This is a genomic window from Azospirillum sp. TSO22-1 (assembly GCF_003116015.1).
GTDB lineage: Bacteria > Pseudomonadota > Alphaproteobacteria > Azospirillales > Azospirillaceae > Azospirillum.
The window spans coordinates 30,034-45,006 of the sequence record NZ_LGQZ01000082.1 but is presented as its reverse complement, the minus strand read 5'-3'; the positions used below and the strand labels follow the sequence as shown (position 1 = coordinate 45,006).

At 67.3% G+C, this 14,973-nt stretch carries 9 protein-coding genes and 1 pseudogene; 8 read left to right on the top strand and 2 right to left on the bottom strand.

The window, feature by feature from the left end; genetic code table 11:
- Window positions 1–590: 1-deoxy-D-xylulose-5-phosphate synthase N-terminal domain-containing protein (locus tag TSO221_RS21825; protein ID WP_247878176.1), on the bottom strand; the 590-nt coding region annotated here is incomplete at its 3' end.
- A gap of 1,077 nt (window positions 591–1,667) precedes the next feature.
- Here TSO221_RS21825 and TSO221_RS21820 point away from each other — a divergent pair.
- Window positions 1,668–2,123: an EipA family protein gene (locus TSO221_RS21820; RefSeq protein ID WP_158284169.1), complete on the top strand. Its 456-nt coding sequence runs from the start codon at window positions 1,668–1,670 to the stop codon at window positions 2,121–2,123.
- A gap of 7 nt (window positions 2,124–2,130) precedes the next feature.
- On the opposite strand, the gene TSO221_RS35085 is transcribed toward TSO221_RS21820, so the two are convergent.
- The gene (locus TSO221_RS35085) at window positions 2,131–2,511 is read right to left on the bottom strand and encodes a hypothetical protein (protein WP_146208868.1); all 381 of its coding nucleotides are present in this window, start codon (window positions 2,509–2,511) and stop codon (window positions 2,131–2,133) included.
- A 1,894-nt stretch (window positions 2,512–4,405) separates the two neighbouring features.
- On the opposite strand from TSO221_RS35085, the gene TSO221_RS21810 reads away from it, so the two are divergent.
- The 7 genes and pseudogenes from TSO221_RS21810 to TSO221_RS21780 all read left to right on the top strand — a co-directional run bounded on the left by TSO221_RS21810 (window position 4,406) and on the right by TSO221_RS21780 (window position 14,926).
- Window positions 4,406–6,826, top strand: coding sequence for a DUF3141 domain-containing protein (locus TSO221_RS21810; RefSeq protein WP_247878175.1), 2,421 nt, complete (start codon window positions 4,406–4,408; stop codon window positions 6,824–6,826).
- Window positions 6,827–6,882: 56 nt separating this feature from the next.
- A complete protein-coding gene (locus tag TSO221_RS21805) occupies window positions 6,883–7,353 on the top strand; it encodes a hypothetical protein (RefSeq protein ID WP_109120630.1) in 471 nt (156 codons plus the stop codon).
- Window positions 7,354–7,416: 63 nt separating this feature from the next.
- Window positions 7,417–8,346: pseudogene (locus TSO221_RS21800) on the top strand (bifunctional enoyl-CoA hydratase/phosphate acetyltransferase); the annotation flags it as partial.
- 5 nt (window positions 8,347–8,351) lie between these two features.
- The gene (locus tag TSO221_RS21795; protein WP_109120628.1) at window positions 8,352–9,563 is read left to right on the top strand and encodes an acetate/propionate family kinase; all 1,212 of its coding nucleotides are present in this window, start codon (window positions 8,352–8,354) and stop codon (window positions 9,561–9,563) included.
- Between the two features lie 28 nt (window positions 9,564–9,591).
- Window positions 9,592–10,674 carry an efflux RND transporter periplasmic adaptor subunit gene (locus tag TSO221_RS21790; protein WP_109120627.1) on the top strand — a complete coding sequence of 361 codons (1,083 nt, stop codon included), beginning with the start codon at window positions 9,592–9,594 and terminating at the stop codon, window positions 10,672–10,674.
- Window positions 10,671–11,798 (top strand): efflux RND transporter periplasmic adaptor subunit, encoded by a 1,128-nt coding sequence (locus tag TSO221_RS21785; RefSeq protein ID WP_199229566.1) that lies wholly within the window; start codon window positions 10,671–10,673, stop codon window positions 11,796–11,798. Before TSO221_RS21790 ends, TSO221_RS21785 begins: the two co-directional genes overlap by 4 nt.
- Window positions 11,795–14,926, top strand: a complete 3,132-nt coding sequence (locus TSO221_RS21780) for an efflux RND transporter permease subunit (protein WP_247878174.1) — start codon at window positions 11,795–11,797, stop codon at window positions 14,924–14,926. Before TSO221_RS21785 ends, TSO221_RS21780 begins: the two co-directional genes overlap by 4 nt.
- Window positions 14,927–14,973 lie beyond the last annotated feature (47 nt).

The window sequence follows — 14,973 nt, the reverse complement described above, 5'->3', positions numbered from 1 at the left end:
CGCGACAGGTAGGCGCTCATGGCGCCGACCGGCGGGGCGATGGACATGTCGTTGTCGTTGAGGACGACGACCAGCCGGCTGTGCATGGAGCCGGCGTTGTTCATCGCCTCGTAGGCCATGCCGGCGCTCATCGCACCGTCGCCGATCACGCAGACGACGGTGTTGCGGCGGCCCTTGAGGTCGCGCCCGACCGCCATGCCGAGCCCGGCGGAGATCGAAGTGGAGCTGTGCGCGGCGCCGAACGGGTCGTAGGCGCTCTCCGAGCGCTTGGTGAAACCGCTCAGGCCCCCGCCCATGCGCAGCGTGCGGATGCGGTCGCGCCGGCCGGTGAGGATCTTGTGCGGGTAGCACTGGTGGCCGACGTCCCAGATCAGCCGGTCGTCGGGTGTGTTGAAGACGTAGTGCAGGGCCACCGTCAGCTCGACCACGCCGAGGCCGGCGCCGAGGTGCCCGCCGGTGACGGAGACGGCGTCGATGGTCTCGGTGCGCAGCTCGTCGGCGAGCTGGCGGAGCATGTCGGGCCGCAGCGCGCGCAGATCGGCGGGAACGCGGACCTGGTCGAGGAGCGGCGTCTTGGCTTGCGCGGTCATGGTTCCAGCTCCTTCGCGGCATCGGCAGCGTGATCAGTCCGCTGCGCGGAGTGCCGGTGTCGTATTAAGGTCACCTTCTGCACTGCGGAATGCGACTGTAAGTGGTGATCGATTGTCCGTCCGCTGTTCTGTGCTCTGTTCTTTGACTGATGCTGGTCGCGGCGACCTGCTGTTCTGGACCATCCAAATACAATGATGCACAAACATGTAAATGGTTGGCAAGGCTGAGTGAGCGTGTTCGGTCGTCAAATGCGAGGCAATCAATATTGATACGGTAACAGCATTCTTCCTTTGCCGGAAGCTTGTCAGTCTCTCCGAGTTTTTCGGAGCAATCCAGGTCAATTTTTCGCTATCTGGGATTAATGCTGACGTGGTGCTCCGCATCGGCGGCGGAGTGCAATCGTTGCGGCCTCGCCTTCAGGCGGTTTTGCACGATGGCATAGCATTGACTGTGTCGGGCTGACTCGCCGCTTCTGCCGCCAGACGATCCGGTCGCCCAGGGCATCGCGAAACGTGAAGGTCGGTCTTCGACATGCCGACCGTCGCTGTCCGGCGTAAAGCGTCCGCTCGGTCGCAGGACTGGTGCACGCGCTCATGGCGATGATGATCGCGCCCCATCGTTTGAGCCTGTCCATTTCCAGCCTCCGCGCCGTGTGCTTTGTCGGGGCAATCGTGGGCCTTGCCGCCCATAGCGATGCCGATCCTTCGATTTCAGCTGGAAGCAGGATTGTGGGACAGCGTGCAACCTCGTGCACGTCACGATAAGTAGCTTGGGGTATCGGACGGACGCAAAGCCGCGCCAGACGAACGACGAGGCCGCCGGGATGATCTGCGTTACGCACCGTGCTCGCACGACCGTCATCGGGGTATAGGGGATTGATACGGTGTCGTTGCTGGATTGTGCTTTTCCTCGCAGAGAAGTCACATCGCATCCATCTCATTCAGGACGATACGGTAACGACATTCCACTCACCGGAAAGGATGATTTAATCGGGCATATGCTTGGGGATCGGGCAGCAGTCCGGCTCTTTGCATTGGAAGATGCTTGATGATGTTCCTGATGTTCTGGAGGATGGAATGCATAAAGTGCTGACCAATTGGATCGGCTGCATGGCCGCGGCGTGTGTCGTCGTGGTCTGCGTGGTCGGGGGCTCGGTAGCCCAGGAAGCCAAGATGCCGCCGGACGGAACCATCGAATTCACCGGCGGATCCGCTGCCCTCGGCATTGGATATTCCTGGGGAAGCGGCACCCTGCACTACAAGGGGAAGGCGTATCCGTTCACGGCGTCCGGCTTCACCCTGGCCGATATCGGAGCCACCCAGAACAAGGTTACCGCGGAGGTCTACAAACTCAGCGCGGTGGAAGAGTTCCCAGGCACGTACAGCGTCGCGCAGACGGGCGGTGCTCTGGTCGGTGGCGGCGGCATCGGCTACCTGCAGAACGACAGGGGCGTTGTCCTGAAAGTACTATCGAATTCGCAGGGTGCACGGCTGACGCTTGGGGTTGGCGGCGTGACCATTGCCATGAAATGACCTGCGATCAGTCGCCCAGTTTCAACCGTTTGGCATGGCGCTCGATGTCCCGCTGGATGTCGAGCGCGATCGTCCGGGCCTCGTCTCGATCTCCGGCGCTTTCAAAAGCCCAGTGGCCACGTTGCCCGTCAGGCACCTGGTTCGGACTGTAGAAGGCCACGATCCAAGGCCAATCATCGCCTTTGGCAGGGGGGGCGAGAACTTCGAGGACGACAGTCGGGTGATGCTTTTTGAGTCGGCGCCCCAAAAGCGTGCGGTCATCAAGCCGGTACGGCGGCTTTTCTTGGAAGAGGCGCTTGTAGACGGTGCACTCTTCCTCATCTTCGCAGACGAGAGCAATCACCTCGCCGCCGCCGTGTGATCGGACGGCCAGGACAGTAACTTTCATTCCTCGGTATACAGCCGTTTTCATAGCCATCGCAGAAGCCGGTTGCCGCCTTGTATGCCCGCCCGGGGCATCGTCTCGTTTAATTTTCTGAAAATTGATATTTGCAACATTACGCACTCAATGTTTATTTGTCATAATATAAGTCGTTGCACTGCGCTTTACTGCTTCACAATCGGCAAGCGCGCATCTCCAGGTTAAAGGAAGATAGATTGAGCCTCCAGGCAACTATTCAGATGCCATATGCCTTAGGAGGCTTCCAGGGTGCATGGATGACGTTTCAATGGGGTGTCGTCAAAAACGGTGTTGCGGGTGGCAGTAGCTATTTCCTGCATATCGACCAAGCTGGTGTTTCTATCCTGTATCCATAAACCACGCGGCCGGCGGAGGGTCGATGTCGTCAAGGCGTTACGGTAGCCTTCCTCGGCGATACCGACTGCCACTTGTGGGAATGTTAAATATTACATTTGCTTACCTCTCTGCTGCGCTTGGCAAGCATTTGGTGATTGGCGACAATCGAGCAACCCCACGCAGGCCAAAGGAAGCTGAACGCCCAGCTGTGGGCTCAGAGCCGTGGAGACCAAAATGAACGGAAAGACTGTAGTCCTGTCTGTGATTTGCCTTTCGCTCGCCGCGTGCACTGGTAGCAGCGGTGACGCTTTGAGCATGGGGGGCACTTCCGGAAGCAGCCAAGGCGGCTATGCGCCGTATTCGGGGGCCAGCGACGGTGGGATGGCCGCGGCCGGATCCGAAGGAGGGCTCCCGCATTATTCGAGAAGGGTCGCCGACACACATCTGGATCGGCGTGGCCAATAGCGCGATGACCAACTCACCGGGGCTGCCGACAACCCGGTTCAGGGCAGCCCCCACCAGGAATGCGGCGGCTTGATCGGCATCCCAGCCGATCACGTGGCAACCGCCGTCGATGCAGGGTGTCCAGCCGGCCCCAGTGCTCTCGTCGCGCCGAACACCGCTTCCAGCTCGCCCTCCGGCGTACATCGCAAGGCCGTGCAACGGCGGCGCCAAGCGGCTCCGCAAAGGGGCGAATGTGCGGCTCCGTCTTCTCGTTCAGAAGGTGTCATGAGACTGCGCTTTCCTTCGAGCGTGATCGAGGTCATGGCCGGCTCCTTGGAAGGCAGACGTCATTCCAGTGAGCGTTGAACCGGCATCCAGGCGCAACGGATATTGAAACGGGCGTTGAGCCGCAGCACCGAGACGGATTTGAAGTAGCAGACGGTTGAGCGTGACGATGCTACGGTAACGTCCGGCCGCGTCCGGCGTTGCGATGGAGCGCCCGACAGGGTTTGCTCGCGCTGTGCCGGCGCGCGATTTACGCTGTTCCGGTTCGGGAACGATCTCCCGCCCGCGCCAGGGAATCAACGGCGGTATCTTATCGAATCGGCTGCGGCATCAGAATAACACCCGCCAATCGAAGAGGCATTGAGGGCTAATCGCGCCAAAATTTCACACGGGTACTTCGTGTATGTCTTGGCTGATCGGACGGATTATCCTGCAGGGCACTCGGGCAAGGCAAGTCAATATCCGGGAATTATGCCTTGACGGGGCAGCCAGCGCAGTATGCGCATTCGTTTATACCCAGAGTTTATATTTGGAATCGTCATGATACGTTCGCGCGCCGATACCGTAACAAAGTGAACTGTTGCGCCCTTCAACGCCAAATGCCGAACGGTGCAGGCTTCCTGTCATGTGAAAAGGCCTTCGTCACATCGTGAGCCGGCATTGGGCGTGCTGTGCCGCTTGGAGAGGCCGGACGGTTTCGCCGGCACCACCAATAGGCGAGTGCCGACGCACCATCGCGATGTTCCTCCGCCTCGCTGTCCAGGCTCTCGGAAGAAACGCTCGCAACGCGCCGAACGCATCATTGAGAGGATACACGATGGACGATCGCAGGCAGCAGCCCTTCGCGGAGTGGCTCTCGGCCTGGAACGCGGCGGCCGCCCTGTTTGCCCCGTTCGCCATCCGGCCGGAGGGGGCCGGCACCCCGAACCCGGCCAAGGGCGCCGCGGGCGGGCCGCCGATGCCGGCGTTTCCCAATCCCGTCGAGCAGGCGGTGGACTACGGCATCGACGCCATGCAGCGCTGGTTCCTGCTCCTCGACGTTCTGCGTCGCCGCGGCGACCAGTTCATTGAGCACGCCAAGCAGGGGAAGCCGCCGGTCCTCACCTTCCCGCACGAGGTCGTGATGGACGGGCGGAAGCTGAAGCGGCCGTGCAACTACGTGCTGCTGCACATCCTGCCCGGTCCGGGCGCGCCGACGGACCCGACCAAGCGCCCCTTCGTCATCGTCGATCCGCGTGCCGGCCATGGACCCGGCATCGGCGGCTTCAAGCCGGACAGCCAGATCGGCGCCGCGCTCGCGGCCGGTCATCCCTGCTACTTCATCGGCTTCTTCCCCGATCCCGTGCCGGGCCAGACCCTGGCCGACGTCGGGATGGCGGAGGCCGCCTTCATCGAGCACGTAGGCAACCTCCATCCGCACACCGACGGCAAGCCGTGCGTCATCGGCAACTGCCAGGCTGGATGGGCGGTGATGGCCCTGAGCGCGGTCCGGCCCGAGTTGATGGGGCCGATCATCATCGCCGGCTCTCCGCTGTCCTACTGGGCCGGCGTGAAAGGGCAGAATCCGATGCGGTACCTCGGTGGCCTGTACGGCGGCGCGTGGCTCGCCGCGCTGGCCGGCGACCTCGGCAACGGCCGCTTCGATGGCGCGCACCTCGTCGGCAACTTCGAGAAGCTCGACCCGGCCAACAGCTACTGGAAGAAGATGTACAACCTGTACGCCTCGATCGACACGGAGGCGCCGCGCTATCTCGAGTTCGAGAAGTGGTGGAGCGGCTTCTTCCTGCTCAACAGCGAGGAGATCGAGGCGATCACCGACGACCTGTTCGTCGGCAACAAGCTCGCCAGCGGCGGGATCGTCAAGAACGGGCGGCGGCTCGATCTGCGGAACATCCGGTCTCCGATCCTGGTCTTCGCGTCCTTCGGCGACAACATCACGCCGCCGCAGCAGGCGCTCGGCTGGATCCTCGACCTCTACGACACGGTGGAGGAGATCCGGTCGCGCGAGCAGACCATCGTCTACAACCTCCACCACGACATCGGGCATCTCGGGATCTTCGTGTCGAGCCGCGTGGCGAAGCGGGAGACCGCGGAGTTCGTCGAGAACATCGACCTGATCGACCTGCTGCCCCCCGGCCTTTACGAGATGATCATCCAGCCCAAGGATCCCGACGCGCCCGGCGCCGACCTGATCGCCGGCGGCTACATGACCCGCTTCGAGCCGCGCACGCTCGACGACATCCGGGACCTCGGCGGGAACACGCCGGAGGACGACCGGCGCTTCGCCACGGTCGCCCGGGTCTCCGAGATCAACAAGGGCCTGTACGAGACCTTCGCGCGCCCCGCGGTCCGGGCCGCCGTCACCGAGCCCATGGCCGAATGGCTGCGCCTGACGAACCCGGCGCGGGCGCAATACTACCTGTTCTCGCACCTCAACCCCTTCATGGCGCCGGTCGAGGCGCTCGCGCAGTGGGCCCGCGACAACCGCCGCCCGGTGGACGCGGAGAACTCCTACCTGAAGGCGCAGGAGAGGATCTCCCAGGGCATCGCGCGGTCGCTCGACCATTGGCGGGACCAGCGCGACGCCGCCGTCGAGCGGCTGTTCCTGTCGGTCTACGATTCCCCGCTGCTGCAGGCGCTGGTCGGGTTGGCCGCATCGGGCGAGCCGTCGCGGCCGCCGCACATCCGCGACGAGGCGTTCGAGGCCCTCTTCGAGAAGAAGATGGACGAGATCAAGGGCCGCGTCGGCGAAGGCGGGCTGCGGGAGGCGCTGTTCCGCGTCCTCATCTACGCGCGGCGGCGCGAGGGGGCGCTGGACGAACGCGTCTTCCAGATGCTGCGCAAGGTCCGCGACGAGCAGAACGGCGCCGAACACCCGTCCGTGGACCGCGTGCGGGAAATCTTCCGGGAGCAGGTCTTCCTGATGCAACTGGACGAGCCGGCGGCCCTGGCGGCGCTGCCCAAGCTGGTGAGGAAGGGGCCGGAGCGCAAGGAGCTTCCGGCCGTGGCCGAGCGGATCCTGGCCGCCTCCGGCCCCCTCACCGACGAGCAGCGCGCCCGCCTGCGCCACGTGGAGACCCTGCTGGCCCTTGAGGACAGCGCCGAGATCGAGGCGCGCCTGCGGGTCCTCCCCGTGGGCGAGCCGTCATCGACGACGGCTGCCGCTGCGGCCGCCGCCGCGATCGGCAACAGCACCGGGAGGAGCAGGGCCCCGGCGAAGCGGAAGGTTAAACCATAAGGACGGAGGCCGGCGCCGCACGGCCCGAGCGCCCGACCACCAAGGAGAACCGCACCATGAGCAACGCGCATGAATCGCCGTCGCAGGCGGCAGCCGGCCTCGACGACCTGATCACGCCGGACCAGCTCCGGACGATTGCCGAAGAACGCGAGATGGCGATGCTTCGGGAGGCGCTGGAGGCGGACAAGAAGCGCCAGAAGGACCAGGACTCGGTCCGCGAGGCCTTCATGAACCAGCACGTCCGCCCGGACGCCAAGGAGCGGTTCACTCGGGCGGTGCGGGAAGCCGCCGAACGCGGCGTGAAGGAAATCCAGGTCGCCCGCTTCCCGAGCAGCTGGTGCACCGACGGCGGGCGGGCGATCAACAACTTCGAGCCGGACTGGCCGAATTCCCTGACCGGCTACGCCCGCGAAGCCTACGAGGTCTACGAGCGCGTCCTGAAGCAGAAGGGGTACAAGCTCCGCGCGCAGATCCTGGATTACCCCGGCGGCATGCCCGGCGACGTCGGCCTCTTCCTGCGCTGGTGAGGGGACGCCATGACCGGCACGCAGCCTCGGCCCGACGCACCCCCGGCCGGCCCGTCGGCCCACCGGCATGAGAAGTACGAACGGCTCGTCGCGGCGTGCCGGGAGATCCCCGCGGTGCCGACGGCGGTCGTCCATCCCTGCGACGCCACCTCGCTCGGCGGCGCGATCGACGCGGCCAAGCAGGGCTTCATCACGCCGATCCTGGTCGGCCCGGCCGCGCGCATCCGGGCGGCGGCCGCGGAGGCGGGGCTCGACGTGGCGGGCTGCGAGATCGTCGATGCGCCGCACAGCCACGCCGCCGCGGCGGCGGCGGTGGAGCTGGTGCGGCAGGGGCGGGCGCAGCTCCTGATGAAGGGCAGCCTGCACAGCGACGAGCTGCTGCACGCCGTGGCGAAGCGCGAGGCGGGGCTGCGGACGGAGCGGCGGATCAGCCACGTCTTCATCATGGACGTGCCGACCTATCCGAAACCGCTGTTCATCACCGACGCCGCGGTAAACATCGCGCCGACGCTGGAAGAGAAGCGCGACATCATCCAGAACGCCATCGACCTGGCGCGGGCGCTCGGCATCGGGCAGCCGAAGGTGGCGGTCCTGTCGGCGGTGGAGACCATCAACCCGAAAATCCCCTCCACGGTCGAGGCCGGCGCGCTGTGCAAGATGGCCGACCGCGGGCAGATCAGCGGCGGCCTGCTCGACGGGCCGCTGGCGCTCGACAACGCGATCAGCCCGGACGCCGTGCGCATCAAGGGGATCGTGTCGCCGGTCGCGGGGCAGGCCGACATCCTGGTCGTGCCGGACCTCGAGGCGGGCAACATGCTCGCCAAGAACCTGACCTTCCTGGCGAACGCCGATGCCGCCGGCATCGTGCTCGGCGCGCGGGTGCCGATCGTGCTGACCAGCCGGGCCGACAGCGTGATGACGCGCATGGCGTCCTGCGCGGTGGCGGCGCTGTACGCGCATCGGCAGGGCCTTGGCCAGCCGGTGAAGGGGTGACCGCCATGGCCGACACGATCCTCGTGATCAACGCCGGGTCATCCAGCATCAAGTTCCAGCTGTTCGACGCGGACGGCGGGGCGGACGGCGGGGGAGCCGCGGACGGCCTCGGCGTGCGCCTGCGCGGGCTGGTCGAGGGAATCGGCACGCACCCGCGGCTGGTCCTGAAGGGTGACGGCGACGCGGTGCATGTCGAGCCGCTCCCCGCGCGGCCCGGCGACAGCGTGCCCGAAGCCCTCGCCTTCCTCGGCGGCTGGTTGCGCGAGCAACTCGGCGGCGCGATGCCCGCGGCGGTCGGCCATCGCGTCGTCCATGGCGGCGCCGCTTACCACGCCCACGTGGCGGTCGACGACGCGGTGATCGCCACGCTGGAGACGTACGTCCCGCTGGCGCCCCTGCACCAGCCGAACAATCTGGCGCCGATCCGGGCGATCCGCGCGCTCATGCCCGGCCTCCTCCAGGTGGCGTGCTTCGACACCGCCTTCCACCGGCATCACTCCGAGCTGGCCGACCGCTACGCCATTCCGGAGGAGCTGTACCGCGAGGGTGTGCGCCGCTACGGCTTCCACGGGCTGAGCTACGAGTACATCGCCCGGCGCCTGCCGGCCCTCGCGCCCGAAATCGCCGGCGGGCGCGTCGTGGTCGCCCACCTCGGCAGCGGGGCCAGCCTGTGCGCCATCCAGGACGGGCGCAGCGTCGAAAGCACGATGGGGTTCACCGCGCTCGACGGGCTGCCGATGGGAACGCGGCCGGGGCAGCTCGATCCCGGCGTCGTCCTGTACCTGATCGACAAGGGCATGGACGTCCGCGCGGTCGAGCGGCTGCTCTACCACGACTGCGGCCTGAAGGCCCTGTCCGGGATCAGCAACGACGTCCGCGACCTGCTCGCCAGCCCGGACCCGCGGGCCGCGCTGGCGCTGGGGTACTTCATCCATCGGGCCAGCCTCGCCATCGGGGCGATGGCGGCCGCCATGGGCGGCATCGACGCGCTGGTCTTCACCGCCGGCATCGGCGAGCGCGCGCCGGCGATCCGCAAGGCCATCGCGCAGCGGGCGCGCTGGCTCGGCGTCGCTGTCGACGAACGGGCCAACGAGGCGGGCGAGTTGCGCATCACGCGGCCGGACAGCCGGGTCAAGGCCTACGTCATCCCGACGGACGAGGAGCGGATGATCGCGCTCCACACCCGGGACATCCTCGGCGGGCGGCACCCCGCCTGAGCCGGCCATCGAGAGGGAGCGCGGCAGCATGGCATGGACGGGAAGAGCGGCGATCGTCATCAGCCTCATGCTCCTGGGATGCCGGCAGTCGGCGCCGCCGCCCGCCGAGGCGACCCTCGTCCGCGCCCTGCCGGTGCAGGTGACGCAGTTCAGCCGCACGGCGGCGCTGACGGGTGACATCCGGGCGCGCAGCGAGAGCAACCTGGGCTTCCGCGTCGGCGGCAAGGTGGTCAAGCGGCTCGTCGATGTCGGGCAGGCGGTGACGAACGGACAGCTGCTCGCGCAGCTCGACAGCCAGGACCAGGAGAATTCCGTGAAGTCGGCGGAATCCGACGTGTCCGCGGCGCAGGCCTTCGTCGAGCAGAGCCGGACCCAGGAGGAGCGCCAGCGCTCGCTGCTCGCCGACGGGTTCACCACCCGGGTCCAGTACGACAACGCGCAGCGCCGCTACAGCCAGGCCCAGGCCGAGCTGGGCTCGGCGGAGGCGAAGCTGCGCTCGGCCAAGGATACCCTGTCGTACACCGAGCTGCGGGCCGACCGCGACGGCGTCATCACCGCCAAGGCGGCGGAGCCCGGGCAGGTGGTCGCCGCCGGCCAGATGGTGCTGCGGCTGGCCGATCCCGCCGAACGGGAGGCGGTCTTCCAGGTGCCGGGGGCGAGCCTCCGCCTCGAGGGCCGGGCCGGCGTGCCGCCGGTCGAGGTCCGGCTGGTCAGCGACCCGGCCATCGCCATGGAGGGAACGATCCGCGAGGTGTCGCCGAACGTCGATCCGGTGACCCGGACCTACACGGTCAAGGTGTCGCTGCCCGCCGCGCCCGCCGCCTTCCTGCTGGGAGCCGCGGTGACCGGGCGGGCCAAGCTGCCGACGCAGTCGGTGGTCAACCTGCCGTCGACGGCGCTGTTCCAGACGGCGGACGGCCAGCCCGCGGTGTGGGTCGTGGCACGGCCGGCCGACACCGTGAGCCTGCGGCCGATCTCCGTGCTGCAGTACGACACCGGCACCTTCACCGTCGCCGACGGCCTCGCGGTCGGCGACGTCGTCGTGGTCGGCGGCGTCCAGAAGCTGCGGGCGGGACAGAAGGTCGCCATCAAGCAAGGGAGCGGCGCATGACGCACGCGACGCAGCGGCGGATGGCCGGTCCGCCTTCGGTTGCCCTCCTCCTGCTGGCCGCGGCGCTCGGCGGGTGTCACGAGGCGAAGCGGCACGACGAGGGGGCGGCCCCGGTGGTTCGCCCCGTCCGCACCGTGACCGTCGATCCGGTCACCTTCCGCATGGCCGGCACCGTCACCGGCACCATCGAGGCGCGGGCCGACGCCGATCTGGGCTTCCGCATCGCCGGCAAGCTCGTCCAGCGGGGCGTCGATGTCGGCGACCGGGTCAGCGCGGGCGCCGTCCTCGCCCGGTTGGACGACCAGGACCAGCGCAACGCGCTGCGGACGGCGGAGGCGAACCTGGCCGCCGCGCAGGCCGAACAGCTGCAGGCGCGCAACGAGGAACTCCGCAAGCGCCAGCTGCTGGCGAACGGGAACACGTCGCAGGCGCTCTACGACGCGGCGCTGCTGTCGATGCGCACGGCGGAAGCCAAAGTCGTGGCGGCGGACGCGGCGCTCCAGTCGGCCCGCGACCGCGTCGGCTACACCGAACTCCAGGCCGACCGGAACGGCGTGGTGACCGCGACCGGCGCGGAGCCCGGCCAGGTGGTCGAGGCGGGCGCGATGGTGGTGCGGGTCGCCCAGCCGGAGGAGCGCGAGGCGGTGTTCAACATCGCCGAGGCCGGCATCCGCGGCGCACCGAAGGAACCCGTGATCGAGGTGGCGCTGGCCGGCGCGCCGGACGTCGCGGCGCCCGGCCGTGTCCGCGAGGTCTCGCCGCAGGCCGATCCGGTCACCCGCACGCACACCGTCCGGATCGCGCTGGAGAACCCGCCCGACGCCCTGCGGCTGGGCGCGACCGTGACCGGGCGCCTCAAGCAGCCGCCGGCCCCGGTGGTCGAGCTGCCGGCGTCGGCGGTGTTCGAGGACGCCGGGCGGATGTTCGTCTGGCTCGCCGATCCCAAGGCCCAGGCCGTTCATCGCCGCGAGATCGCCGTCCAGCCCCGGGAGGCCGAGCGTCCGGTCACCGTATCGAGCGGGCTTTCCCGTGGCGACATCGTGGTCACCGCGGGGGTGCGCAGCCTTTCCGAAGGCCAGCGGGTCCGGCTCAACCAGGAAACCCAAGCGGCGGTGGCACGATGATGGGCTTCAATCTCTCCGAGTGGGCACTGAACCACCGCTCCTTCGTCTGGTATCTGATCATCTCGCTGACGCTGGCCGGCGGCCTGGCGTACATGCGGCTGGGCCGGGAGGAAGACCCCGCCTTCACCATCAAGACCATGTTGGTCCAGGCCAACTGGCCCGGCGCCACCATCGACGACACCATGAACCTGGTGACCGACCCGATCGAGAAGAAGCTCGAGGAAATTCCGTACCTCGACTACGTCAAGAGCTACACCAAGCCGGGCGTGTCGGTCGTCTACGTCAACCTGAAGGACTACACGCCCGCCGATCAGGTGCCGGACCTCTGGTATCAGGTCCGCAAGAAGATCGCCGACATGAAGGGCACCCTGCCGCAGGGCGTGCAGGGGCCGGCCTTCAACGACGAGTTCGGCGACACCTTCGGCACCGTCTACGCCTTCACGGCCGACGGGTTCAGCTACCGTGAGCTCAAGGACTACGCGGAGTTCGCGCGGGCCGAGCTGATGCGCGTGCGCGACGTCGGCAAGGTGCAGTTCACCGGCCTGCAGAACGAGAGGATCTATCTGGATTTCTCGACGCGGCAGCTCGCCGCGATGGGCATCGACCGCGAGCAGGTCATCGCCGAACTCCAGGCCCAGAACGCGGTGGCGCCGGCCGGCGTGGTCCAGGCCGGCGACGAGAAGATCACGGTGCGGGTGAGCGGCGCCTTCACCTCCGAAGACAGCCTGCGTGCGATCAGCCTGCGGGCCAACGGCAAGTTCTATCGGCTGGCCGATCTGGCGCAGGTGCGGCGCGGCTACGTCGACCCGCCGACGCCGATCTTCCGCTACAACGGCGAACCCGCCATCGGCCTGACGATTTCCATGGCGGCGGGCGGCAACGTGCTGGCCTTCGGCGAGGGGATCCGCGAGCGGATGCGCCAGGTCGAAGCCAACCTGCCGGTCGGCATCGGCGTGCATCTCGTCGCCAACCAGTCGGTGGTCGTCGAGGACTCGGTCGCCGGCTTCACCAAGGCGCTTGAGGAGGCGGTCATCATCGTGCTGGCGGTCAGCTTCGTCAGCCTGGGTCTGCGCGCCGGGCTGGTGGTGGCGACGTCCATCCCGCTGGTGCTGGCGATGACCTTCATCGGCATGGAGTTCTACGGCATCGCGTTGCAGCGGATCTCGCTGGGCGCGCTGATCATCGCGCTGGGGCTGCTGGTGGACGACGCGATGATCACCGTGGAGATGATGATCACCAAGCTGGAGGAAGGCTTCACGCTGGATAAGGCGGCGACCTTCGCCTACACGTCCACGGCCTTCCCGATGCTGACCGGCACCCTGATCACCGTGGCCGGCTTCATCCCGATCGGCTTCGCCCAGGGCGGGGCGGCGGAATACTGCTTCACGCTGTTCGCGGTGATCGCGATGGCGCTGCTGTTCTCCTGGATCGTGGCGGTCCTGTTCGCCCCGCTGATCGGGGTGAACGTCCTGAAGGCCACCATGGGCAAGCAGCATTCGCACGAGCCCGGCCGGCTGATGCGCGCGTTCCGGGGCGGCCTGCGCTTCGCCATGCGGATGCGGTATCTGGTGATCCTGGTGACGGTCGCCCTGTTCGCCCTGTCGGTGTACGGCTTGCGCTTCGTGCAGCAGCAGTTCTTCCCGGCCTCGGACCGTCCGGAACTGCTGGTCAACCTGACGCTTCCCCAGACCGCGTCGATCATGTCGACCCGCGACACGGTGGACCGGCTGGAGAAGGTGCTGGCCGCCGACCCGGACGTCGATCACTGGAGCTTCTACATCGGCCAGGGCGCGGTGCGCTTCTACCTGCCCCTGGACGTCCAACTCGCCAACGACTACTTCGCGCAGGCGGTGGTGGTGACCAAGGGCTACAAGGTCCGCGACGCCGTCCGCGCCCGGCTGGAGAAGATCCTGAACGAGGACTTCTCCGACCTGAACACCCGGGTGAGCGCGCTGGAACTGGGACCGCCGGTCGGCTGGCCGATCCAGTACCGCGTGTCCGGGCCGGACGTTGGCGGGGTGCGGTCGCTGGCCGCCCGAATGGCCGACACCATCGGCACGAACCCCTACACGCAGCTGATCAACTACGACTGGAACGAGCCGTCGAAGGTGGTGCGGGTCGATGTTGACCAGGACAAGGCGCGCCAGCTGGGCATCAGTTCCAAGTCCCTCACGCAGGCCCTGAACGCCACGGTGTCGGGCGCCGCCTTCACCCAGGTGCGCGACAACATCTACCTGATCGACGTCGTCGCCCAGGCAAGCAACGCCGAGCGCAGCTCCATCGAGACGCTGCGCAATCTCCAGGTGGCCATCCCGGACGGGCACACCGTGCCGCTGGGAGAGGTCGCGACGCTGCGCTACGACCTGGAGCAGCCGCTGATCTGGCGGCGCACCCGTCTGCCGACGATCACCGTGCAGGCCGACCTCGTCCCGCCGCTCCAGGCGGCGACGGTGGTGAAGCAACTGGCGCCGGCCGTGGACGAGCTGCGCCGCAGCCTGCCGCCCGGCTACTCGATCGAGGTCGGCGGCACGGTCGAGAACAGCGCCAAGGGCATGGCGTCGATCACCGCGGTCTTCCCGATCATGATCTTCGTCATGCTCACGGTGCTGATGGTCCAGCTCCAGGGCTTCCAGAAGCTGTTCCTGGTGATCAGCGTCGCCCCGCTCGGCCTGATCGGCGTCGTCGCGGCGCTGCTGCCGACCGGCACGCCGCTGGGCTTCGTCGCCATCCTGGGCGTGGTCGCGCTGATCGGCATGATCGTCCGCAACTCGGTCATCATGATCGCCCAGATCGACGAGCATCTGGCGATGGGCGAGCACCCCTGGGACGCGGTGATCAACGCCACCATGCACCGGGTGCGCCCCATCCTGCTGACGGCGGCGGCGGCCAGCCTGGGCATGATTCCCATCGCGCCGGAGGTCTTCTGGGGGCCGATGGCCTACGCGATCATCGGCGGCCTGATCGTGGCGACCGTGCTGACGCTGCTGTTCCTGCCGGCCCTCTACGTCGCGTGGTTCCGCATCAAGGAACCCGAATCGGAGAAGCGGGAAACCGTTACGCCCGGCCACGGCGAGACCATGCGCCAGCATGAGCCTCCGCCCACGAAGGAAGTGGCCCGGGGAGCCTGATCGCGCCACACGTCCAACTTAAAACGGGCCAACACCAAACCAGGGAG